The following is a 22,057-nucleotide window of genomic DNA, read 5'->3' on the forward strand; positions in this document are numbered from 1 at the left end:
AGCAACCAGCTTGGGTAGCCTCTTGGCCAAAGATTGCCAAATGTTACGAAAGGTTCCCTCTATAGGGGAGCTGAAGCGTCGTTGCGATCGGAGGATCGGCTCTGAGCAAAAGCTTCATAGTTTGTGACACTGCGGCTTTTAATCCCCGCCGTAAACTGAGGAAATACGTGCCACAGCTGAGTCCATGTTCCCCACGCATCGTCCCCGTCGCCTGCGATCGTCCGAAACTTTGCGCCGGATGGTGCGCGAAACGACGTTGACTTCGGCCGATTTCATCTATCCCCTGTTCGCGGTGCCCGGCAGTGGCGTCGCCAAGGAAGTGAAATCCATGCCCGGGGTTTATCAACTGTCGATCGACAAGATCGTGGAAGAGGCCAAGGAAGTTTATGACCTCGGCATTCCCTCAATCATTCTCTTCGGCATTCCCACCGAAAAAGACAATGATGCAACCGGCGCTTGGCACGATTGCGGCATCGTCCAGAAGGCAGCAACCGCCGTCAAAGAAGCGGTGCCTGGGCTGATTGTTGCGGCTGACACCTGCCTGTGTGAATACACGCCCCACGGCCACTGTGGCTACTTGGAAGTCGGCGATCTCTCCGGTCGCGTCCTCAATGATCCGACCTTAGAATTGCTGCGCAAAACCGCGGTCTCTCAAGCCAAAGCGGGGGCAGACATCATTGCGCCTTCCGGCATGATGGATGGCTTTGTCGCCACGATTCGCGAAGCCTTGGATGAAGCGGGCTTTAGCGATACGCCGATCATGGCCTACTCAGCCAAATATGCTTCGGCCTACTATGGCCCCTTCCGTGATGCGGCTGAATCAGCTCCGCAATTTGGCGATCGCCGTACCTACCAAATGGATCCAGGCAATAGCCGCGAAGCACTCAAGGAAGTTGAGCTGGATATCGCCGAAGGTGCTGACATTGTCATGGTTAAACCGGCTCTGTCCTACATGGACATCATTTGCCGGATCAAAGAGACCACTGACTTGCCCGTCGCGGCCTATAACGTTTCTGGCGAATATTCGATGGTCAAGGCGGCGGCGCTCAATGGCTGGATCGATGAAGAGCGGGTAGTGCTGGAAACCCTGACTAGCTTTAAGCGGGCTGGGGCGGACCTGATTCTGACTTACCACGCCAAGGATGCCGCTCGCTGGCTCGCCTAACGCAAATTCGACAGGGTTGGGCTGCGATTCCTGAGCAGTGATCTAAGCCCGCCCGATCGCCCATCTCCAAACATTGACAGTCAGGCAGGATTCCGGCGTGAATTCACGCTGACCATCGAGCGCAATGGCACACTGGAAGATCGTTGTGCGCTCAAGGTTCGGTTCGTCATGTCAGCAGCAGCTGAGCTGAATGATCAGCAGTTTGAATCTGCCGTTTTGCAAGCCCCGGGACTGGTTCTCGTCGATTTTTGGGCGCCGTGGTGTGGGCCTTGCCGTCTGATTGCACCGCTGATGGACTGGGCTGCCCAGACCTATGCTGATCAACTCAAGGTTTACAAACTCGAGGTTGATCCCAACCCCGAAACGGTGGCTCGCTACCAAGTTCAAGGCATTCCAACCCTGTTGCTGTTTCAAAACGGCGAATTGGTGGAGCGCGTCGAAGGTGCCGTCGGACGCGATCGCATTCAGACCCTGATTAACGCCCATCTTTAAAGTTCATGCCTAACTTTCGGTTGTCGCAGCGGCTCGCGCCCTTACAACGCAACGTTTTTGCCGATATGGATCGAGCCAAAGCGGCAGCGATCGCAGCGGGGCAAGAGGTGATTGATCTTTCCTTAGGATCCTCAGATCTTCCCGCTCCAGATCATGTGGTGGCCGCGATCGCCGCGAGCTTGCAAGACCCTAGCAGCCATGGCTACCTACTGCATCAGGGCACACTCCTGTTTCGGCAGGCAGCGGCGGCTTGGTACGAACGCAAGTTTGGCCTCGGCGTCGATCCCGAAACGGAAGTCCTGCTGTTAATTGGCTCGCAAGAAGGGACGGCCCACCTACCGCTGGCGGTGATGGAGCCTGGCGAGATCGCTCTGCTCCAAGATCCGGGCTATCCCTCCCATGCTGGTGGCGTTTATTTGGCCGGGGGGGAGATCTACCGTCTGGCTACAACCGCCGATCGGGGCTTTTTGCCGGACTTCAGCGCCATTCCTACTGATATTTTGTCGCGATCGCGCTTGCTCGTTCTCAGCTATCCCCACAACCCAACGACAGCGATCGCGCCGCTGGCCTTTTTTGAAGAGGCCGTGGCCTTCTGCCGTCACCATCAACTGGTGCTGGCCCACGACTTTCCCTATCCCGACCTTGGTTTTGATGGCGTCGAGGTGCCCTCAATTTTTCAAGCCGATTGCCAGAAGCAGCAGTCGATCGAATTCTTCTCGCTCTCCAAGTCCTACAACATGGGCGGCTTCCGCGTAGGCTTCGCCATCGGCAATGCGGAGTTGATTGGAGCGCTGCGCCGACTGAAAGCTGTGGTGGACTTCAACCAGTACCAAGGTATTTTGGCGGGGGCGATCGCCGCTCTTTCGGGACCACAGGATTGTGTGGAAGCGACCCGTCAACGTTTCCGTGATCGCCGCGACATTTTTATTGATGCGCTGGCCGCCACAGGTTGGACGATTCCTAAGCCGGTTTCGACCATGTACCTTTGGGCACCGCTGCCTGCACCTTGGCAAACGCGATCGCTCGAATTCTGCGAGCAGCTTGTCGCTCAAACCGGCGTCGCCGCTTCCCCTGGCATTGGTTTTGGCGACTGTGGCGAAGGCTTTGTCCGCTTTGCCCTCGTGCACGATCGCGATCGGCTGGAAGAAGCTGCTAGACGGATTACCCAGTTCTTAGTCAGCTGAGGTTTCTGGGCTGGTGTGAGGTGAGCGGGTCCAAACGGTTTAGGTCCGTTTGATCGCCCGCTGAATATCTCGCTCATCTTGGCGACGACGCTCAGTATCGCGCTTGTCATGCAATTTCTTACCGCGTCCTAAGCCGAGGGTGACTTTCACCCAGCCCTGCTTGAGATACATCTTCAGCGGCACCAAGGTCAGCCCCTTTTGTTCAACCTTGCCGATCAGCTTGCGGATTTCCTCGCGGTGTAGCAGCAGCTTGCGTGTCCGCAGGGGGTCGTGATTGTAATAAGTGCTTGCTTGGAGGTGCGGCGAAATATGGACGTTGTGCAACCAGACTTCACCATTGCGCACCAAAGCAAAGCCATCGCGCAGGTTGACCCGCCCCGCCCGAATCGATTTGACCTCCGTGCCGAGGAGTTCAATCCCAGCCTCGAAGGTCTCGAGAATTTCGTATTGGAAACGAGCCTGACGATTTTCACTCAGAACTTTGATGCCGCCGGAATCGGCCATGGTTGCCTGTTGTTACACCAAAGATCCATTCTGCGCTGTCGCAGAGCAGACCACACACCATTCGTGGAGTTCGTAGGTCACACAGCCGGACTGGACCAGCGGATCGGCTGCAACAATTTGTTCTGCTTGGCACCGCGACTCAGCTTGAAAGAGCAACATGCCCCCTCCGCGCTCAGCCCAGTAGCCACTACTGGCTTGGTGACCGGCTGCATTCAGCTGACGGACGTAGTCTAAATGAGCTGGGACATAGCGATCAAAAACCGCTTTTTCCACGCGTCCCTGCTCAATTTTGACAAACCAAGGCATAGACCAGGCCAGCAACTGGCACTAGTTTATCGGGGAGTGTGGTGGCGGTAACAGTTCTGCTCTGGACAGGGCCGCTAAAGTATCGCCAACTTGTGATGGCGATGATGGCGATCGCGACCTCCTATGACAGCCCTTGATCGTGCCGAAGATTGGTTTCGTCAGTTACTTGCGGCTGAGCGGAATCATCGCAATAACGCAATGCTGCGGCTGATTTACTATGCAGGTTTGCGCCCAGAAGAATTGACTGCTATCCGTTGGCAGGATGTCCGCGCGATCGGGGGGAACCAAGGTCTGTTGACTTTACCCACGGGGGGTGAACTGTTGCTCCCGAGTCACTGCTGGAGCCACCTCCTCTATTTGCGATCGCCCCAAACCAACGCTCAATCCCTGATCTTTCTCAGCCGCCATGGCAGCGCTCTCAGCCCAGCCCGAGTCAGTGGCATTGTTCGCAATGCTGCCCGCCGCGTTGGCTTGACTTTTCCCTGCACTGCCCAACAACTCTGGGATTGCCATGCCCAAAGTGCGGTTGAACGTGGTGCCCCTGTTGCCCTGATTGCTGCGACGCTTCGCACCGGCCAACATCTGGGACACTACATCGGTCAGACCTCTGCGGCTTATCTCGGCTGAAAAAGTTTGACATCAAAAGTCTCGTTGAAAGCCTGCGATCGCTGCACACCTCTCCAGAGCTAATAGCGATAGCGATCGTCTCATATTTACTGACAGTCTATTTCCTGGACTGAGGCAGGAGTACCATCCCCCTTAAACAGGCTTGATCGACTGTCCTTAATCTAGCCAGATTTCGTGACTAGTTTGAAGGTGACTCTCAGCTGCTCAACGGTTTACATTAAATTGCATGAGTAATTAAAAGCCTAAATTCAAAAGATCAAGATTAGAAGCAATGGACAGAGCCATCATTCGAAATGATCAGAATCAACTCGTTACATTGCAGTTTCAGCGAGATATTAATTATTTTTTTATTTTCACAAAAACCACTCTCGTTTCGAGAACTATAGCTCTCAGATATCCAGATCTCAGAAAAGATTAAAATACAAGACTCAATTCAGATTTTTACCTATCCAAACACGAATAAACTTTTGAGAACTCTAGGGCAATTTTTATTGCCACTAAAAGTAATTTATCGTGATGAATCAAACTTTTGCTTGAATTTGCAGAGACCTTCCTGAAAATTCAGGGATTTTCGGCTATAAGTAAGGTCATCTTGTTTTTCTCAGTGCGTTGGCACTTAAGAATTAAGATGCATATCACTATAGTTCCCCAAACAACTGAGATTCTTTCACCAGAAATGCTAGATATCTCAACAATCAGTCATCAAGCAAATATTCTCTACTTCGAAATTCAAAAACTAGAGTCACAAAAGCTATTGCGATCGCTAGCAATCGGCTACTTACTATCCCAAGCAAAAGCCCTCCTACCCACTGGTAGCTGGGAGCAATGGGTCTCAGAACATTGCACCTTTAAGCGCAGCATGGCCGATGAGTACCGCTTCCTTTGGGAGCATCGCCAAGAGCTCTTTGAAGCACTCAATATCCCCATTCTGGATGATCAAGTGTTCATCAAAAGCGCTGCCAACCCTCAATTCCAACCGGTTGAGCCTGAACTCCGAGATTGCCAAGAGCTCAATCTTTCTATCCGACAAGCACTCAAGGTAATTCGGCACAGTAAGCGCTTAATCAAGAAGCAAAACACGCCGCAGCAGATTTACCACAGAATCGAAATTGTTGTCTCAGAATTTGAGCCAACAGAACTGGATCGCCTTGTGGGTCAGTTACATCAAGACTTTCAGCAAGCGATCACAAAAATTAGTATTCGTGAGATTCATCGCCCCCATCATCGGCGGAGAATTAGGCCTGAAGCTGTCTAAAGCTTCTTTTTCACACGCTAGCCTCAGTCTCTATCAAGCTCAGTCCGTCTCTTCTGAGGCTCAGCTGCTGCTGAAAAATTAACGCATCGTTGCAGAGCTTATTCTCCAGCGATCGCGCCTGTCTTTTCATTAGAAATTAGAGCCTAAAAAGGATAAAGCCATGAAGCCGCAATATAGCGACCGACAAATTGCAATGGCCAAACGCTTTTTGCGTCAATTTCATAGCCATACTCCCACCACGCAAGAAGCCATTATCGTCTTGCAGTGGAGTGAAGGAGTTTCCAAGCAACCCGATCGCTCCTGCGGCTAATCCGGATTGATTGCAGCACTAGGCGATCGCAGCCTTGAGAGGGAGCGTTCACGATCGCTCTTGCAATTCATCACAAGTGCCACTTTAGCCAGCCAAGTCAACCTACTTTAGATGGGCAGAAGTCCTGAATCTATCTGCGATCGCAGACGGAGAGAAGACTTTGCCAGCTGTCTTTCTCAAGTGCTGCATGATCTGGGATTGTCCATTACCGTCAACCGGTGGCGATCGCATTCAACTCGCCCATGGGAGTGGTGGTCGCCAGATGAATCAGCTGATCGAGACGATATTTCGATCAGCCTTTGAAGACTCCCCAACCGTTGCGGCTGACGCTGCAGTTTTGACTCTGCCCAGCGATCGCATTGCAGTTAGTACCGATAGTTTTGTCATCCAACCGTTGTTTTTTCCCGGTGGTGATATCGGCTCGCTGGCTGTGCATGGCACAGTTAATGACTTGCTGATGCGCGGAGCCACTCCCCATAGCCTGACGGCCAGCTTCATCCTCGAAGAGGGCTTCCCGATCGCTACCCTGACGAGCCTTGTCCAGTCAATGGCTTCTGCTGCCCAAGCTGATGGAGTCCACATTTGTGCGGGTGATACCAAAGTCGTGGAGCGGGGCAAAGCTGACGGTGTCTACATTACGACCACGGGAATCGGCAGCCTACTGCCCGATCGACAGATCGGTCCGCAGCAGATTCAGGTCGGCGATGCCATTGTGATCAATGGAGACTTGGGACGGCATGGGGTTGCGGTTCTTGCTTGTCGCGAGGGATTGACGTTGGAGCTGCCGCTGCTCAGTGATGCTGCCAGTTTGCGATCGCCCGTTTTGGGTTTGCTCGACGCTGGAGTTGATCTGCACTGTTTGCGCGATCTCACGCGGGGAGGACTCGCTAGCGCCCTGAATGAGCTGGCTGCCGTGGGCGTGGGCATGGATATTGAAGCAGCTGCAATTCCAGTCGATCCGGTAGTTGCCGGCGTCTGCGAAATTCTGGGGTTGGATCCACTGCAAGTGGCCAACGAAGGCCGATTTGTGGCTTTTCTCCCCGCCGATCAAGTGGCGATCGCCCTAGAGACCTTGCGCCAGATTTGGCCCGATCAGGAACCTCGCTGGATTGGTTGCGTCCAATCAACCACGCCTGGCCTCGTGCGGTTGCGCCAGCCTTTTGGGGGCGATCGCCTCTTAGAAATGCTCAGTGGCGAACAGTTGCCCCGCATTTGCTAAAGGCTGGGCTGATTCCTGACCCTTCCCACCGATTCCCGATGTCTCGACTCCTGCAAAAGTTGGCCTTGGTAAGCCTGTTGGGGGCTCTCACTATTCCAGCCGTCGCCCATGCCCAGGCCAATCCCAATGGCGATCGCCCCAATCGCACACAGCGCTGGGAGCAACTGAATCTCACGCCTGAACAGCGCCAACAGCTCAGCAGTCTCCGCGAGCAAGATAAAGCGCAACTGAAACAGCTCCGCGAACAAATCAAAGCTACTCAAACCCAACTGCGACAGCTGTGGGCCAGCAATGCCAGTGAGTCTCAACTCAGCCAACAGCAAGCTCAGCTCAATGCGCTCAAGCAACAGGCCCAGCAGCTGCGTTTTCAACAGAGCTTGAAACTCCGAGCCATTCTCACACCCGAGCAACGTCAACAGCTCCAACAACAGCGATCGGAACGCCGCCAACAGTGGCGTGAGCGTGGCGGAGCAGAGTCCCCGAACTGAACCTTGACTGCTTTGGATACAGCCGTCTGTCAAAGGAAAGCCGGTGCGATCGCGCCGGTTTTGTTGTGAAACTTGAGGCCATCTAACCTGAGCGATCACAAGTCTGCTGTTGGTCAGGATTAGCAGCAGCTGACCGCCTGAGACTCCATATTTCATCCCCAGTTTTTCTGGAGCTTTTTAAGGAGCTCGATATAGTCGACCCATAGGGTCAAGGCAAAAAGACTATGGGCACCTTTGTTCTAATTCATGGCGCAGGATCGGGCGCTTGGGTGTGGCATAAGGTTGCGCCGCGGTTGGAGCATCAAGGACATACCGTTATTACTCCGGACCTGCCGGGGCACGGCCGCAATCCCCGACCGATGGCGGAGATTACTTTGGCTCGCTATGCAGACTCTGTTTGCGACATCCTGCGTGCCCAATCCGAGCCGGTGGTGTTAGTCGGGCATAGTCTGGGTGGGGCCGTGATCAGCCAAGCAGCGGAGGCTTGTCCTGAAAAAATTCAGACCTTGGTCTATCTGGCGGGTTATTTGCTGCGGAACGGTGAAAGTCCCTTGGATATTTCGCAGACGGACAGTGAGTCCCTGATGATGGGGACTGCAGTCTTCTCAGACGACCAGCTTTCAGCAACTTGCCAGCCCGAAGCATTGCAAGAGCTGGGCTACGCTGACTGTTCTGCAGAAGATCTGGCGCTGGTGCGATCGCTGATCACTCCCCAAGCAGTGGCTCCCCTCTCCACGCCGGTACAAATCACAGCCGAGCGAGCGGGGCGAGTCCCCAAGGTCTACATCCTCTGTACTCAGGACAAAGTTATTGGTCCCGCCACCCAGCGGCGAATGGCGGAGGCTGGGGGCTGCGATCGCCTGCTGACTCTGGACACCAGCCACAATCCCTATCTCTCTGCTCCCCAAGCCGTTGCCGATTGTCTATTGACAGTGCTTTGAGGGATGCATCCGGCATTGACGCTCAAGTTAGTACGGGAATGGATATGCCCCAAGTAACCGTACCTGCTGGCTGGGTTATCCCGTGGGGAGAAGAGGGTGTTGTTAGCGATCGCCCTTCAGTCGGCGATCGGGTTGCCAAGCATTGCCGATACCCTGCAGCACACCGCGCCCCACCAAACCAATCCCACGGCCAATCAGTTGCGTGAGGACAAACACTACGCCGCTGCCCAGCCAACGGATCAAGTTGCTGACTTGCGGTGCGATCGCATCGCGGGCTTCGAGGACAAGCGTGATCGTCTGCTGAACACCCGATAACTGTTGTAACTCCTGTTCGCGGGGTGCATAGACCTGGCAGCGATCGATGCCCTCAGCTGTGAAATAGAGCAGCGGCCATTGACTCTCGTAGATTGATCGCGGGGTGTCGAGTAGCTGTTCCCAGCGATCGGCCCAATTGAGCTGGTTACGAAAGCGGGTCAGTTCGCGATTCGACAAATGCTGAGCGTCGTAGAACTCCTGCTTGATCGCCGTCACTTCCGCAAAACAGTTGAGCAGGGGTTGGACGACTGCATTACCAAGACGCAGCAATAAATTTTCCAGCAAGAGTTGCAGACGGGTCTGCGCTTCTGGGGCTTCCAGGGGATAGGCCGTGCCATCAATCATTACAGGCAGCCCATGCACCAAGGTCAGCAGCAGTTGGCGATCGCCATGGAGTCGAGCTGCTAAGTCAGGTGCCAAGCGTGGCCACTCATCCCTGAGTCTGCTGGCTAATTCGATTTTGGTGCTGTCGATCTGGAGATCGCGATAGCGGCCATAAAAGTCACTGAGGCTGTGTTGCCACAGGTCTTGATGTAGCTGCGGTAGTTTCTCGACGATTTGCTCAGCCGAGAGCTGAGAGAACTGTAAATCTGCAATCAAGTCATTGAGACGCCGCAGGATGATGGCCAGTAACTCACGCTGGCGATCGCGTCGCAAAATATCTAGCTCGAGGGGGCGCCCCGTGAGGTTGGTCAGCGGTTGCTGCAGGCGCTCCGTCAGGTGATCCCAAAGCAGAACCTGCAGGTGTTGGCGATCGCGAATACGGCGGGCTGTGGGGGACAGCGTCAGGGGATCAGCGGCCGGTGCAGGCGGTTGGGCTAGCGCTAGCAAGGGGGTCGCTTGCCCGCCATTCCACAACCAATCCATCAGAACCCGAGCAGCTTTTAGTTCGCGGCGGCGACCCATCATAAAGGTGCGGTCAAGCCAGCTCCAGTCGGGATGTCGGAGTTGACCTTCGATCGCCAACAGCTGCGAATCAATCTGCACCAGGCTGGATTGGTGCAACCACTGGAAGAAGCCCAGCGGCGGAACCGGGGTAGAGCGAATATCCTGCGGGAGAGGCCAGCGCGTTTGCCCAGCGACAATTTGACGTAGCGTGGCTTCGAGGTCGTCAAAGTCGCTACTGATTGCCCAAGCCCCCTCGATTCCTAGGGTCTGCAGCATTGACAGTTGCGATCGCTGTGGGAGCGACAGAATCGCCAGAATTGGGGTCTCGGGATATTGCGATCGCCAGCGCAGGGCTTCTTGAGCATCCAGCGGTTGCGCAGCCACCCACAAGACCACGTCAGGAGCAACTGTGCCATCCGGCGGCGTCAGCTGCAGATCCGAGCGATCGGTGATCCCTGCCTCCAGCCCTAGCCGGAGCAACGGCGAATCCCCAACGACTTTGACTGATAACGGCAAGGCCATGAACCGCGAGAAAGATGCGTGGAGCCATCGCTCCGACCGACAACAGCCTACCAGCCTGACCTAGGGCTCAGTCGTTACGGTTGATTCTGATAGCCATAGAAATCGATGCGATAGTCCACAATCCGGACGCCGGTTTCTGCTTCGAGGCGGTCCAGCAATTCTGCGGGCAATTGCACCTGCACATCAATGATCTGATTGGAATCTAGGCAGTTGATATGACTGTGAGGATCGCTGATATTGCCGTATAAACGCCCTTCGGAGCGATCGAGACACTCAACAATACCATTGGCAGCGAGAGCTTCTAAGTTTTGGTAGACCGACGTGTGACCGATATCGCGGCCAGCCCGACTGAGGCGATCGTAAATTTCCCGTGCCGAAAGATGTTCTTGAGCGTCCCAGAGTAATTCCAAGATGTAGCGGCGCTGCCGGCTGACTCGCATGCCTTTGTCTTGGCAGCGATTCAAGGCATCCTCAAGGGATCGAATTGGAGGTTGAGCCGCAGTCTCGGACATAACGGGTTACGGATGAAGGGAACAACTCATGAGACACCCTGGACTCATTACCACTTTAGTTTAGCGAGTCGAGGGCTGAGTAGCAGGCGGTTCTAGTGGGAAGGAGCCAGGACCACAGATGAGCTGATTTTGCTCAAGCACGGGTGGTGCCAGCTTGATCCGACGGGGTTCGATACTCTGGCAGCGCAGTTCAAAGACGCGATCGCCCTCGGGCACCACGGCCCCAATGAAACTTGGTGAGAAATCTTGGGTCGGCAAAGCCCGTGTGATCGATTGCTGGGGCGTAACTTCCAGCTCAAAGCTGTAGCCAACTACCGTTGGGGTCACTCCCAATGCGGCAAACGAAGGCTGAAAGCCTCCCCAGATGTAATTCACCATTTGGGCAGAGTTAACTTCGGAAAGAGCCAAGCTGACGTCCCGTGCCTTGCCCAGTCGAGCATCCAGTTCTCGAAAGCGAAGACTGTCAGGGAGTCGCTCTAAAAACTCTGGGAGGGGTATCGAAGTAGCCGTTCCAATGGACTGCTGACTGCGATAGGTAACCACCGCAAAATAGGCTGCCAGACCCGCCCCCACGAGCACGAACAGTGCGGTCAATAGCTTGCGCAGACGAAACAACTGGGCCTTGCCTCAGTTTGAAGATGATTTTCAAGCTAAAAACTTAGTCTCTAAAAAATAAAAAATTGCTAAATCTCTTAATGATTTCTCAAGATTATTGACGCGGACCACATTTGATAGTCCAACTCGTCAGGAGAAGCAATTGCAGCCCACTGCTGGCCTTGAGGATCGACTTGCAGCAGCCGGATCGAACTGTTCTCGCTACCGAGCCCTTGCAGACAGGGTTGCCCTGTCGCAGTCCAGCTACACGCGAGATGGCGCAGTGAATTGGCTAACGTCCGGCCTTGAGCTTTGATCCAGGCTTCTTTGCAGACCCAGCTTGCCAGCCCCCAGCGATCGCAATCGGCAGATTGTTGCATTGCCTCCTGTTCCGCAGTCGGGAAGTAGCGACGTGCCAAAGCTAGCCACGATCGCGATCGCGGTTGTTCCACATCCACCCCCACAGGTTGACGGGCGATCGCAATCAACAGTGTCGATCCGCTGTGACTGAGGTTAAAGCAGAGATCGGTGTGCGGTAATTCTGGCTTGCCTGTGGGACTGAGCTGAAAGCAAAAGTCTGCTGGTTTCTCTGGTAGATAGAGGCTGAGAAGCTGCCGCAACCACCAGCGCCCCCTTAGAAACTGTTGACGGCGTTGAGTGCCATAGGCTTGGGCTCGATCGCAATCCGCAGCCACGATCGCCTGATCAGCCGCACTGAGCGATCGCGTTAGGCAACAGCGCCAGAGATGCACCATTCGCTCCGGGAGTTCGGGTTGGGATGGACCAGGCTGCCAAGTCACTGGTGTGGGAATTGGGCCGCGATCGCAACTGGGAATTGACGGCACTGGAACCGCATCGCTAGGGTTGGGGCGTTGCATTCTGCTGTGGACCGATGCCGTTACAAGTGGGCGATCGCGCGCCAGATTTTACGTTGCCAGATCAACAGGGTAATCCCGTCAGCTTGGCTGACCTGCGAGGTCGGCGTGTGGTGATCTACTTCTACCCGAAGGACGATACACCGGGTTGCACCAAGGAAGCTTGTGGTTTTCGGGACGATTTCAGCTTGTTTGAGCAAGCAGGGATTGTGGTTCTGGGCGTGAGTAAAGACCCCGCCAGCAAACATCAAAAGTTTATTGCCAAGTACGAGCTGCCCTTCACGCTACTCACCGACGCGGATGCAGCTATCGCTAGCGCCTACGACAGTTACGGCCTCAAGAAGTTCATGGGGCGGGAGTACATGGGCATGATGCGCCACACGTTTGTGATCGATGCCGAGGGCAACATTGAGCAGGTTTACACCAAGGTCAAACCCGAAACCCATGCGCGGCAAATTCTGACTGATTTGGGTGTTGAGTAACAGCTTTGTCTATGCAGCAGAGTTAGTTGTTAATTCACAGATCTCCGCTGCATTGATAATCTTAGACCTCATCTCATTTAGCCTTGAGTCTCAGAATGCCAATTATTTCAATGTTCTATGGGATTTTGATTAGGATGTATTTGCTAGACAATCAGCATCATAATCTACCCCACATTCACGCTCGCTATGCCGAATATGAAGCCTCGATCAGTATTTTAGATGGTGAAGTTCTGGCAGGTGAGCTGCCAAGGAAACAGCTTCGCATTGTGCAAGCTTGGATTGAATTACATACAGATGAGCTTAGAGTGAACTGGGAACTCGCAATGAATGGTCAATTGCCTTATAAAATCGACCCACTTTAACCTTAGGAGGGATTGAGATGTATTGGGATGTCAAAAAAGTTCAACCACTACCTGATTATCAGATTCAGGTTGATTTAGAAGATGGTCGCAGAGGAATTTTTGATCTCACTCCTTATTTGGAGCATGGACAATTTCGAGATTTACAAGATCTGAGTTACTTCAATCAAGTTGGCATTTTATTTGGGGCTGTCACTTGGCCTAACGGCCAAGATATTGCTCCAGAGACGCTACTAGCAGGCCTACAAACGACAACCTCGCTGTCGACAGGACCGTCCTAAATGCTGTCTTGGCTGTGGGCAGGGTTGCGATCGCTGTTGCGGCGACCTTTGGTGGCGGTATCGTTGATTGCGACCTTGCCGAATGGCGAACTGGTCTTGATTCAGCGGCAGGATGATGGCGGCTGGAGTTTGCCTGGTGGCCTGATCGATCGCGGTGAGACAGTGGCGCAGGCAGCAGCTCGGGAATTGCGAGAAGAAACGGGTTTGCGCTTAGTTAGCATCGAGCGCTGTGTTGGCATTTACAGTGCGCCCGATCGCGATCCTCGGCTGCATTCTGTCTGCATTGCGCTGGCAGTGACGGTTGCTGGCGATCTGCAAGTTGGCGATCGCCATGAAGTGCGCGCGGTCGCGAGTTTTCCGCCCGATCGCCTCCCATCAGGACCCTACAGTCACGATCACGCGCGCCAACTGCAGGACTATCAATCTGGGGCGGTGGTCATTGCTTGAGCCAAGCGATTGATGCCTTGTAGCAAGAGATGCGGCTCAACTCGGCAGTTGGGCAGATCGGTGAGGATTCTTGCTAGTAACGTCCCATCGCCGCCAGTGAAATAGACCGGACGTTGTGGATGGTGCGATCGCCAGTCCTCGATAAAACCTCTAAGTGCTCCTGCTAATCCGTGGATCACACCACTCGCGATCGCGTCTGAGGTATTCATTGCCCATCGATCGCCTTCAGCCGATATTGCAACCCTGGGGAGAGCAGCCGTTCCTTGGGTAAGTGATCGCAGTTGTAAGGCCACTCCGGGCAAAATTGCGCCACCGGCAAACTGTCCTAGATCATCGGCCGCATTGACTGTAATCGCCGTGCCACAGTCGATCAGTAACACCGGCCAACCCGCTTGGTAGCCTGCTTCATAAAGAGCGATCGCCCGATCTAAGCCCAGTGTCGGATAGCAATTGGCCAGCGGTACATCGCTGAGCTGTAGCTGTCGCTGAGGCCAGCCTGCGGGGAGCAGTGTCAGTTGTTGAGGGACGACGCTGGCGATCGCGATCGGAGTCTCGACCGAGATCTCTGGATGTTGTGCCCGTAGCAATGCTGCGAGTTCTGCACAGCTCAGAGGTTGACTAGGAGCGATTGCATCCCAAAACCGAGGCGCTGAATCTCTAGAGAAATACCCCCAATGCCAGCGTGAATTTCCAATGGCAAGTGCGAGTCGACTCATCCCCCGAGACGCTGGCGATCGCGTCACAATACAAAGCAACGAATTTACAGCCTCGGAGGGATTCATGGTCGCCACTGCTCCAGCGCCTCGCCTCAGTCTGGCCGTCGAAACCATTGGTCCCAACACGACCACCATCCGCTCCCTCGATTGGGATCGCAGCCGCTTTGATATCGAGTTTGGCCTGCAGAATGGCACGACCTACAACTCTTTCCTGATCGAAGCCGATCGCAAGGCGCTGGTCGATACCTCCCACGCCAAATTTCAAAACACCTATGTTCAGCAGGTGCAGGAACTAACCGACCTCAGCACGCTGGACTATCTGATCATCAGCCACACTGAGCCGGATCACAGTGGCCTTGTCGGCGATATTCTCGCGATCGCGCCGAACGTGACGGTTGTGGGTTCCAAGGTGGCGCTGCAATTCTTGGAAAACCAAGTCCATCGACCCTTCCAAAAACTACAAGTCAAAAACGGCGATCGCCTCGACCTCGGTCAGGGTCACGAGCTGGAGTTTGTCAGTGCGCCCAATCTGCATTGGCCCGACACGATCTTCACCTACGATCCCGCCAGCCAAATCCTCTTCACCTGTGATGCCTTTGGCATGCACTTCTGCGACGATCGCACCTTTGATGAAGACCTCCACCAGCTCGAAGGGGACTTTCAGTACTACTACGAGTGCCTGATGGCACCGAATGCGCGATCGGTGCTGGCAGCGCTGAAGCGGATGAAAGCGCTGGGCGAAATCACAACGATCGCCACGGGCCATGGCCCCTTGCTGCGCCGCAATCTGCGGGAATGGGTCGATCGCTACCAACATTGGAGCGAGCAAAAAGCGACTGCTGAAACCAGCGTCTTGATTGGCTACCTGTCGGACTATGGCTACAGCGATCGCCTCTCCCAAGCGATCGGGCGTGGCCTGGTCAAAACCGGTGTGGTAGTCGAAATGGTCGACTTACGAGCCGTCGATCCGCAGGAGTTGATCGAAGCCGTCAGCAGTGCGCGGGGCATTGTTTTGGGGACGCCGCCCAGTCAACCCTCTGAGGCAGTCGCCTCAGCCCTCAGCACGATTTTTGCGGCAGCTCACAACAAGCAGGCGATCGGTCTCTATGACTCCTACGGTGGCGATGATGAACCAATCGACGCCCTGCTAGCCCAGTTCCGCAATCTAGGCCTGCACACGGCTTTCCCGCCAATTCGCGTCAAGGATCAGCCGACGGAAGCGATCTATCAGCAGTGCGAAGAGTCGGGCACGGACTTAGGCCAATGGCTGACTCGTGCTGATGCTATCCAGACGATGAAGTCGCTGAACAGTGACCTCGATAAAGCGCTGGGACGGCTGAGTGGTGGGCTCTACATCATCACGGCCCGCAAGGGCGAAGTTAGCGGCGCCATGCTTGCCTCATGGGTGGTGCAAGCCAGCTTTAAGCCACTGGGTTTCACGGTTGCTGTTGCGAAGGATCGGGCAATCGAGTCGCTGATGCAAGTCAGCGATCGCTTTGTGCTCAATGTCTTGGGCGAAGACAACTACGCACCGCTGATGAAGCACTTCCTCAAGCGGTTCCCGCCGGGGGCCGATCGCTTTGCTGGCGTCGAAACGCAAACTGCTAGCAACGGCAGTCCCTTACTGACAGCGGCTTTGGCCTACCTTGAGTGTGAGGTCGTCAGCCGTATGGATTGCAGCGATCACTGGCTGGTCTACTGCCAAGTTGAACAAGGCCGCGTTTCGAGAGCGGATGTTCGCACCGCTGTTCACCACCGTAAAGTCGGTAACCACTATTAGGGCAACAGGCTGAATCCCTGGGCGATCGCGGCTCTTCTCATTTCCCTTGGGATGGAGAGAAGCGATCGCCTAAGGCGTCGGTCCTCTCACGGCCAGCAGCTAAATCATCCAGCTTGGAAATCCTCATCTCTTGAGCGCCAAGTATGCGGTCAAAGTCGTGGAGGATAGAGGACAGGATGGCTAAAACCATCACAGCTTCCGACAGAGCAGCGAGAAGAGGACGGGCATGAGCGAAGGGCGTCGCCGCGATATCCAACCGAGCTGGGTCGCTTCGGGCTTAATGGTGCTGCGGGCTCGCAGTTGGGAACGCCTCCGCTTTGAAGTGGAGTATGGGTTGGGCCACGGTACGACTAGTAATGCCTACCTCATACAGGGCGATCGCACGCTGCTGATCAATCCGCCCGGTGCCTCATTTACGGAAATCTTTCTGGCGAGCCTCGAAGCCCAACGTCCGATTGGTGAACTCGATGCAGTGCTGCTCAGTCACGTCAATCCCAACCGAGTCAGCACCCTAAAAGAGCTGATGCGCCTCAATCCGGGGCTGCAAGTGATTGTTTCTAATCCAGCTGCGCAAGCGCTCGATAAGCTCTGGCAGGTAGAAGCGCAAGAAGCCCCGATTCCCCCCTTAGATCTCAAGATTGTGCGGGCAGAAGAAACCCTCGATCTGGGGCGGGGGAAAGTGCTGCAACTGATTCCAACCCCCACTCCCCGCTGGCCAGACGGACTGTGCGTTTTCGATGAGCAAACGGGCTGGCTGCTCTCTGACAAATTTTTCAGTGCTCATCTCTGCCAAGATGCTCTCTTCGACGAGGGATGGACCTCTTTTCGAGAGGATCAGCGGTATTACTTTGACTGCGTCATGGCGCCGCAGGTCCGCCAGGTCCAAACGGTGCTGGCAAAATTCAGTCGTCTGCCAGTTCAGGGGTATGCGCCGAGTCACGGACCACTGATTCGCTATGGCTTGCACGACCTGACAACTGCTTATACCAGCTGGAGCGATCGCCAAATTCAGCAACCGCAAATGGTGGCGCTGCTCTACGCCTCGGCCTACGGCAGTACCGCCACAATCGCCGAAGCGATCGCGCAAGGAATCACCAAAGCAGGAGTACGGGTGGAAGCCCTGAATTGCGAAGTTGAAAGCATGGATGACATCCGACAGACCCTTGAGGCCTGTGATGGAGTTGTCATCGGCTCACCAACTTTGGGTGGTCATGCGCCAACTCCAATCCAAACGGCGTTGGGAACCATTCTGGCAACCGTCTCTCGAGATAAGCCCGCCGGTGTTTTTGGCTCCTTTGGTTGGAGTGGAGAAGCAATCGATCTGTTGGAAAACAAGCTCAAAGATGCTGGTTTTCGCCTTGCTTTCGAACCCATTCGAGTGCGGTTCAAACCGACTGCGAGCACCCTCAAGACCTGTGAAGAAGCGGGCACTGATTTAGCGCAAGCCTTACAGCGTCAACGCCGCCAGGCTAGTCGACAAACGAGTTCTAAGCTCCAAGATAGTGAAACAGAGGCTACGGCTCAGGCCGTGGGGCGTATCCTTGGCTCGCTCTGTGTGTTGACGACGCAGAAGGAAGAGATTCGCAGCGGCATGCTGGCCTCGTGGGTCTCGCAAGCAACCTTCAATCCACCCGGAATTAGTGTGGCCGTTGCCCGCGATCGCGCTGTTGAATCTCTCCTGCATCAAGGCGATCGCTTTGTGCTCAATATCTTGGGCGAGAACAAGAATGTAGCCATTCAAAAACACTTTCTCAGACCCTTTAGTCCAGGAGCCGATCGTCTCGACGGTATTGAATTTAAGCTGAGTGATCAGGGACATCCCATTTTGATAGATGCGGCCGCTTGGCTAGAATGCCGTGTTGCCAACCGGATGGAATGTGGCGATCACTGGCTGGTCTACGCTGTGGTTGAGGCCGGTCAGGTTCAAGATGCTGAAGCCCGCACTGCCATTCACCACCGCAAGAGCGGTAGTCATTACTGACGGCTGTTCCAGCCCACAATCTGAGCAGGGAGCTCATTCTCTGGAATGGCTCTTGTCTGTCATGAATCTACCTTTCTACTGAGCGCGACCATCAGGACTTGAGAGCTGAGGCAAGCTGGAGTGAACCAGTCTGCAGATGGCGGCAACACCCTGGTCAATGACAGATCAAAGCACTTCAATACTTGTTTGCCAAAGATCATCCATTTTCTTCATGAAAATGAGTTTCGCTTTGGTAACATTAAAAAATATCAAAATAAAAATTAAAACAATTTTGACTGGCTATTATTTCGACAAATTAATCTCCGATTAACAAGGTCATTATTGAAATGCACCTATCTGACGGCGGCTAGTTGTTGATGATCTATGAGTATTGACCTTCCAACCCTTTCTGCAACGCTCATTTTCCTCAACAGCCTGCAGACAATTGTGCTCGTCGTTCAGTCGCGAGTCATGCACTTTGCACCTCGATTGAATTATTGGAGTGCAGGCAATTTTTGCTTTATTCTCGGTCTTTTTCTTTATCTATTTGCAAGCACATTTACGATTGGTCAAATTGCCGCTGATTATGCCCTAATTCTGGGTTCAGCACTCATCTATTGGGGAACGCGAGAGTTTTTAGGGCTAGCACACTCTTGGGGTCGGTATCCGCTAAGGCTTGCTGTACTGTGCTGCTTTGCATCACTAGGACTGATTGAGATCAGTAGTGAATCGAACTATTTGGCTCAAGCCATTTTGACAGCGGCGATCGCTGTGTTCTCTGGGTTAACTGCTCGCCTACTGTTCTACTACCGACAGCGACTTGTCTTAATTCCATCACTTTTTTTAGGATCGCTGTTTCTCATCACGATGATTTCTTGTAGCGGTCTAGCCACGTTTATATTTCTAGGACTTCTTGGCAAGGGTTTCATTTCGCTGGAGGTGCTGCAGATTGCAACCAGCTTTCAACTCTTGGCCACTAGCACACTTTGGACTTTCAGCTTAGTCCTGGCAATTAATCAACAGGCGGCCGTAGTCAGTCAAGAAGAACAAGAAACTGCAGAGAAGATTTTTAATGCTAGCCCTGATGCAATCTTAATCACACGGTTATCAGACGGTGTTGTGATTCGGGCTAACAATAGTTTTCTGGCGCTAACAGGTCAAACTCGTCCCAAGATTATTGGTCAATCCATTCTTGATGTAGATCTCTGGCGTAATCAGCGCGATCGCAGTCAGATGATTGATTGTTTACTGGCAAAAGGATACTGCGAAGACTTAGAGGTTCATCTTCAACGATCTGACCAAAGTGATTTTATTGGACTAGTGACCGCCAAAATAATTAAAATCAATGGTCAGTATCATATTATTAGTACCATTCGAGATATCACCCAAAAACAGCAAGTTGAGCTTGCCCTACGTGAAAGTGAAGAACGGTTTGAACTAGCAGTTCGTGGGTCAGCTGCGGCTATTTGGGATTGGAATATTGAGACTGGTGATCTCTATTTTTCTTCTCGTTATCTAACTATGCTGGGATATGAGGCGTCTGATCCTTCAGTCCTGCCTGCTAAGGCGACGAGCTTTTTCGATTTCTTGCATCCGGACGATCGCGGCTCAATCCAAGCAGCCTTGGAGGCACATTTTTCATCTGCGCAATATCCCTATGATGTTGAATATCGCCTGCAGCACCAATCCGGAGAATATCGCTGGTTTCAGTCCACTGGCATTGCTGTTCGCGACCCACAGGGTCAGCCCTACCGTATGGTTGGGTCAACCATCGATATAACTAGTCGAAAACAAGCAGAGGAAGCACTGAGAGAAAGTGAGCAAAATTATCGTACGGTTGTCAATTCTGGACAAGCACTAATTTGGTTGGCAGGCGGTGATGGACTCTGCTATTACTTTAACTCCGCTTGGTTAAATTTCACTGGGCGATCGTTAGAACAAGAGTCTGGAGAGGGCTGGATTCAAGGTGTGCATCCTGATGATGTCCAAGCCTGTGTAAGTGCCTACCATGCAGCCTTCGCAGTGCGAGAAAGCTTCAAAATTGAATACCGTTTACGTCGTTATGATGGCGAATACCGCTGGGTACTGACTGAAGGAAGCCCTCGTCATGATAGCCGCGGAAAATTTTTAGGGTTTATTATCCACAGCCTTGATATTCACGATCTCAAAGCCATTGAAGCTGCCTTATATCGAGAGCAGGAGTTTACTCGCACACTCCTGGATAATCTCACAGATGGTGTCGTCGCCTGTGATGCACAGGGTTGCTTAGTACTCTTCAACCAAGCCGCTCGGGATTGGCACGGCTTCGATGCTTTAGCAATTCCCAGTAATCAATGGAGTCAGTACTACAACCTCTACGAGCCTGACGGATTATCACTCTTACCCACTGAAGCCATTCCTCTCGTCCGCGCGTTCAATCAAGAGAAAGTCCATGATACTGAGATGATGATTGACGCTCAGCATTGCTCACCACGCTGGGTTTTAAGTTCGGGGGGACCATTCTTTGATGCTCAGAATCATTTTCTAGGCGCTGTCGTTGTCATGCGGGATATTACCGCTCAGCGGGAAGCTGAGAGACAACTCCAGCAGGCCCTAGGGGAAGCAGAACGTTTTCGAGCAGCATTAAATGAAGTCAGTTCCCATGTCTATATGAAGGATCTCAACTCGCACTATACTTATGCGAACCGAGCAACCTTAGAGTTCCTCAACATCTCCTTGGAGGACCTCATCGGAAAAAGTGATTTTGATTTATTCCCAAAGGTGACTGCTCAATCTCTACGATCAATCGATTCGCGTGTCTTCCAAGGAGAACAAACGAGAGAAGAAGTTCAACTTATTCATCCTCAGAGTGGAGAAATGAGATTTTATCTCGATCTCAAAACACCCATTTATGAGTCATTCAACAGCGGTAAAATTATTGGCTTACTTGGGATTGCTACTGATCTTACGGAACGTAGACAGCTCGAAGAACAACTGCAACAGCAAGCCACAACTGATGGACTCACTGGGATTATCAATCGTCGGCAGTTTATCAACCTTGCGCAAAATGAGCTCAATCGCGTTCATCGCTTTAAGAATGAGCTGCCGCTTTCCTTAGCCTTAATTGACATCGATCACTTCAAAGTAATCAACGATAGTTATGGACATACAATTGGCGATCAAGTGTTGATGGTTTGGGCTGATATTTGCCAACAAAATATTCGTAAAATTGATATTTTTGCCCGTTTAGGGGGTGATGAGTTTGTCGTCCTTTTCCCCGAAACAGACGGCAGCCAAGCCTATCAAGTGATGCAGCGGATTCGTCAAACCCTGATTCAGCAATCGCTTAACCTACCCCAGCAAGCGATCGCAATTACCATTAGCGTCGGTATTGCCGTTTTGACGCCGGAAGTTTTTACTCTTGACCAGCTCCTTGATCGTGCTGACCGCGCACTCTATCAAGCTAAAAATGAAGGCCGCGATCGCGTCATTTTGCTTGAGTCTACTTCTGAAGAAAATGCTTGATTAAGCGACAAAGAATCGCTCCAAGGACTTAGCGCTCTCGACACAAACTGGAGAGAACTGAGTTGCGACAGTCATCCTCAAGCCAAGAGCTACGGGGGGCTTCACGCAGCCAGACTAAGACCATGATTAAGAGCGTAAGCTGCAGTAATGTCAATCCGGCTCGAAGATAGGCTCTCCGTGAGGTTCGAGCAGACGGAATAATGCAGGTGCGGCCGCTCGGGATCCGCCGCCGCGATCGCGAAAAAAGAGTCAATCCCATAACCCCACACCGACTGAGCAAGCCTCGCCCTCAGCTTAGCGAGGCTACTCTCAGAGGGCGAGCTCGTTAGGA

Annotated in this window: 23 protein-coding genes; 16 read left to right on the top strand and 7 right to left on the bottom strand. The window is 53.2% G+C overall.

All coding sequences use genetic code 11. The features are described 5' to 3' along the window. Positions 1-184 precede the first annotated feature (184 nt). From hemB to DOP62_RS03570, 3 genes are all read left to right on the top strand, one after another. Positions 185-1,165: a porphobilinogen synthase gene (gene hemB, locus DOP62_RS03560; RefSeq protein WP_208673319.1), complete on the top strand. Its 981-nt coding sequence runs from the start codon at positions 185-187 to the stop codon at positions 1,163-1,165. Positions 1,166-1,333: 168 nt separating this feature from the next. Continuing rightward, positions 1,334-1,657, top strand: coding sequence for a thioredoxin (trxA, locus tag DOP62_RS03565; RefSeq protein ID WP_208673321.1), 324 nt, complete (start codon positions 1,334-1,336; stop codon positions 1,655-1,657). A gap of 5 nt (positions 1,658-1,662) precedes the next feature. Continuing rightward, a complete protein-coding gene (locus DOP62_RS03570) occupies positions 1,663-2,841 on the top strand; it encodes an LL-diaminopimelate aminotransferase (protein WP_208673323.1) in 1,179 nt (392 codons plus the stop codon). Between the two features lie 39 nt (positions 2,842-2,880). Here the strand turns inward: DOP62_RS03570 and smpB are convergent, their stop codons facing one another. Continuing rightward, positions 2,881-3,345: an SsrA-binding protein SmpB gene (gene smpB, locus DOP62_RS03575; RefSeq protein WP_208673325.1), complete on the bottom strand. Its 465-nt coding sequence runs from the start codon at positions 3,343-3,345 to the stop codon at positions 2,881-2,883. 12 nt (positions 3,346-3,357) lie between these two features. Continuing rightward, the gene (locus DOP62_RS03580) at positions 3,358-3,651 is read right to left on the bottom strand and encodes a YciI family protein (protein ID WP_208673327.1); all 294 of its coding nucleotides are present in this window, start codon (positions 3,649-3,651) and stop codon (positions 3,358-3,360) included. Positions 3,652-3,774: 123 nt separating this feature from the next. Between DOP62_RS03580 and DOP62_RS03585 the strand changes: the two genes are divergently transcribed. The 6 genes from DOP62_RS03585 to DOP62_RS03610 all read left to right on the top strand — a co-directional run bounded on the left by DOP62_RS03585 (position 3,775) and on the right by DOP62_RS03610 (position 8,491). After that, complete coding sequence (locus DOP62_RS03585) at positions 3,775-4,278, top strand: tyrosine-type recombinase/integrase (RefSeq protein ID WP_208673329.1); 504 nt, start codon at positions 3,775-3,777, stop codon at positions 4,276-4,278. Positions 4,279-4,906: 628 nt separating this feature from the next. Further along, a complete protein-coding gene (locus DOP62_RS03590) occupies positions 4,907-5,533 on the top strand; it encodes a DUF3102 domain-containing protein (RefSeq protein ID WP_208673332.1) in 627 nt (208 codons plus the stop codon). 160 nt (positions 5,534-5,693) lie between these two features. Further along, positions 5,694-5,843 (top strand): hypothetical protein, encoded by a 150-nt coding sequence (locus tag DOP62_RS03595; protein WP_208673334.1) that lies wholly within the window; start codon positions 5,694-5,696, stop codon positions 5,841-5,843. Between the two features lie 187 nt (positions 5,844-6,030). Continuing rightward, positions 6,031-7,062, top strand: a complete 1,032-nt coding sequence (hypE, locus tag DOP62_RS03600) for a hydrogenase expression/formation protein HypE (protein WP_208673336.1) — start codon at positions 6,031-6,033, stop codon at positions 7,060-7,062. Positions 7,063-7,100: 38 nt separating this feature from the next. Further along, a complete protein-coding gene (locus DOP62_RS03605; protein ID WP_208673338.1) occupies positions 7,101-7,550 on the top strand; it encodes a Spy/CpxP family protein refolding chaperone in 450 nt (149 codons plus the stop codon). A 224-nt stretch (positions 7,551-7,774) separates the two neighbouring features. After that, positions 7,775-8,491 (top strand): alpha/beta fold hydrolase, encoded by a 717-nt coding sequence (locus DOP62_RS03610; RefSeq protein WP_208673340.1) that lies wholly within the window; start codon positions 7,775-7,777, stop codon positions 8,489-8,491. A 102-nt stretch (positions 8,492-8,593) separates the two neighbouring features. Here DOP62_RS03610 and DOP62_RS03615 read toward each other — a convergent pair whose 3' ends face one another. From DOP62_RS03615 to DOP62_RS03630, 4 genes are all read right to left on the bottom strand, one after another. Continuing rightward, on the bottom strand, positions 8,594-10,216 hold the full coding sequence (locus tag DOP62_RS03615) for a DUF3685 domain-containing protein (RefSeq protein WP_208673341.1): 1,623 nt from the start codon (positions 10,214-10,216) through the stop codon (positions 8,594-8,596). 74 nt (positions 10,217-10,290) lie between these two features. Continuing rightward, complete coding sequence (locus DOP62_RS03620; protein ID WP_208673342.1) at positions 10,291-10,728, bottom strand: Fur family transcriptional regulator; 438 nt, start codon at positions 10,726-10,728, stop codon at positions 10,291-10,293. A 60-nt stretch (positions 10,729-10,788) separates the two neighbouring features. Then, positions 10,789-11,322, bottom strand: coding sequence for a hypothetical protein (locus tag DOP62_RS03625; protein ID WP_261789804.1), 534 nt, complete (start codon positions 11,320-11,322; stop codon positions 10,789-10,791). Positions 11,323-11,420: 98 nt separating this feature from the next. Beyond that, the gene (locus tag DOP62_RS03630) at positions 11,421-12,200 is read right to left on the bottom strand and encodes a 4'-phosphopantetheinyl transferase family protein (protein ID WP_208673344.1); all 780 of its coding nucleotides are present in this window, start codon (positions 12,198-12,200) and stop codon (positions 11,421-11,423) included. A gap of 14 nt (positions 12,201-12,214) precedes the next feature. Between DOP62_RS03630 and bcp the strand changes: the two genes are divergently transcribed. The 4 genes from bcp (at position 12,215) to DOP62_RS03650 (ending at position 13,766) form a co-directional block, all read left to right on the top strand. Further along, positions 12,215-12,679: a thioredoxin-dependent thiol peroxidase gene (bcp, locus tag DOP62_RS03635; protein WP_208673345.1), complete on the top strand. Its 465-nt coding sequence runs from the start codon at positions 12,215-12,217 to the stop codon at positions 12,677-12,679. 95 nt (positions 12,680-12,774) lie between these two features. After that, the gene (locus DOP62_RS03640; protein ID WP_208673346.1) at positions 12,775-13,041 is read left to right on the top strand and encodes a DUF4160 domain-containing protein; all 267 of its coding nucleotides are present in this window, start codon (positions 12,775-12,777) and stop codon (positions 13,039-13,041) included. Between the two features lie 17 nt (positions 13,042-13,058). Beyond that, positions 13,059-13,319 (top strand): DUF2442 domain-containing protein, encoded by a 261-nt coding sequence (locus DOP62_RS03645; RefSeq protein WP_208673347.1) that lies wholly within the window; start codon positions 13,059-13,061, stop codon positions 13,317-13,319. Further along, positions 13,320-13,766, top strand: coding sequence for an NUDIX hydrolase (locus DOP62_RS03650; RefSeq protein ID WP_208673349.1), 447 nt, complete (start codon positions 13,320-13,322; stop codon positions 13,764-13,766). Here DOP62_RS03650 and DOP62_RS03655 read toward each other — a convergent pair. Continuing rightward, on the bottom strand, positions 13,739-14,482 hold the full coding sequence (locus tag DOP62_RS03655; RefSeq protein ID WP_208677033.1) for a pantothenate kinase: 744 nt from the start codon (positions 14,480-14,482) through the stop codon (positions 13,739-13,741). The two genes, DOP62_RS03650 and DOP62_RS03655, sit on opposite strands and share 28 nt — an antisense overlap. A gap of 64 nt (positions 14,483-14,546) precedes the next feature. Between DOP62_RS03655 and DOP62_RS03660 the strand changes: the two genes are divergently transcribed. The 3 genes from DOP62_RS03660 (at position 14,547) to DOP62_RS03670 (ending at position 21,726) form a co-directional block, all read left to right on the top strand. Beyond that, positions 14,547-16,262 carry a diflavin flavoprotein gene (locus DOP62_RS03660; protein ID WP_208673351.1) on the top strand — a complete coding sequence of 572 codons (1,716 nt, stop codon included), beginning with the start codon at positions 14,547-14,549 and terminating at the stop codon, positions 16,260-16,262. A gap of 226 nt (positions 16,263-16,488) precedes the next feature. Next, complete coding sequence (locus DOP62_RS03665; RefSeq protein ID WP_208673353.1) at positions 16,489-18,243, top strand: diflavin flavoprotein; 1,755 nt, start codon at positions 16,489-16,491, stop codon at positions 18,241-18,243. A gap of 363 nt (positions 18,244-18,606) precedes the next feature. Beyond that, complete coding sequence (locus DOP62_RS03670) at positions 18,607-21,726, top strand: PAS domain S-box protein (RefSeq protein WP_208673355.1); 3,120 nt, start codon at positions 18,607-18,609, stop codon at positions 21,724-21,726. Positions 21,727-22,057 lie beyond the last annotated feature (331 nt).

This window comes from Synechococcus elongatus PCC 11801 (assembly GCF_003846445.2).
GTDB classification, from domain to species: Bacteria; Cyanobacteriota; Cyanobacteriia; order Synechococcales; family Synechococcaceae; genus Synechococcus; species Synechococcus elongatus_A.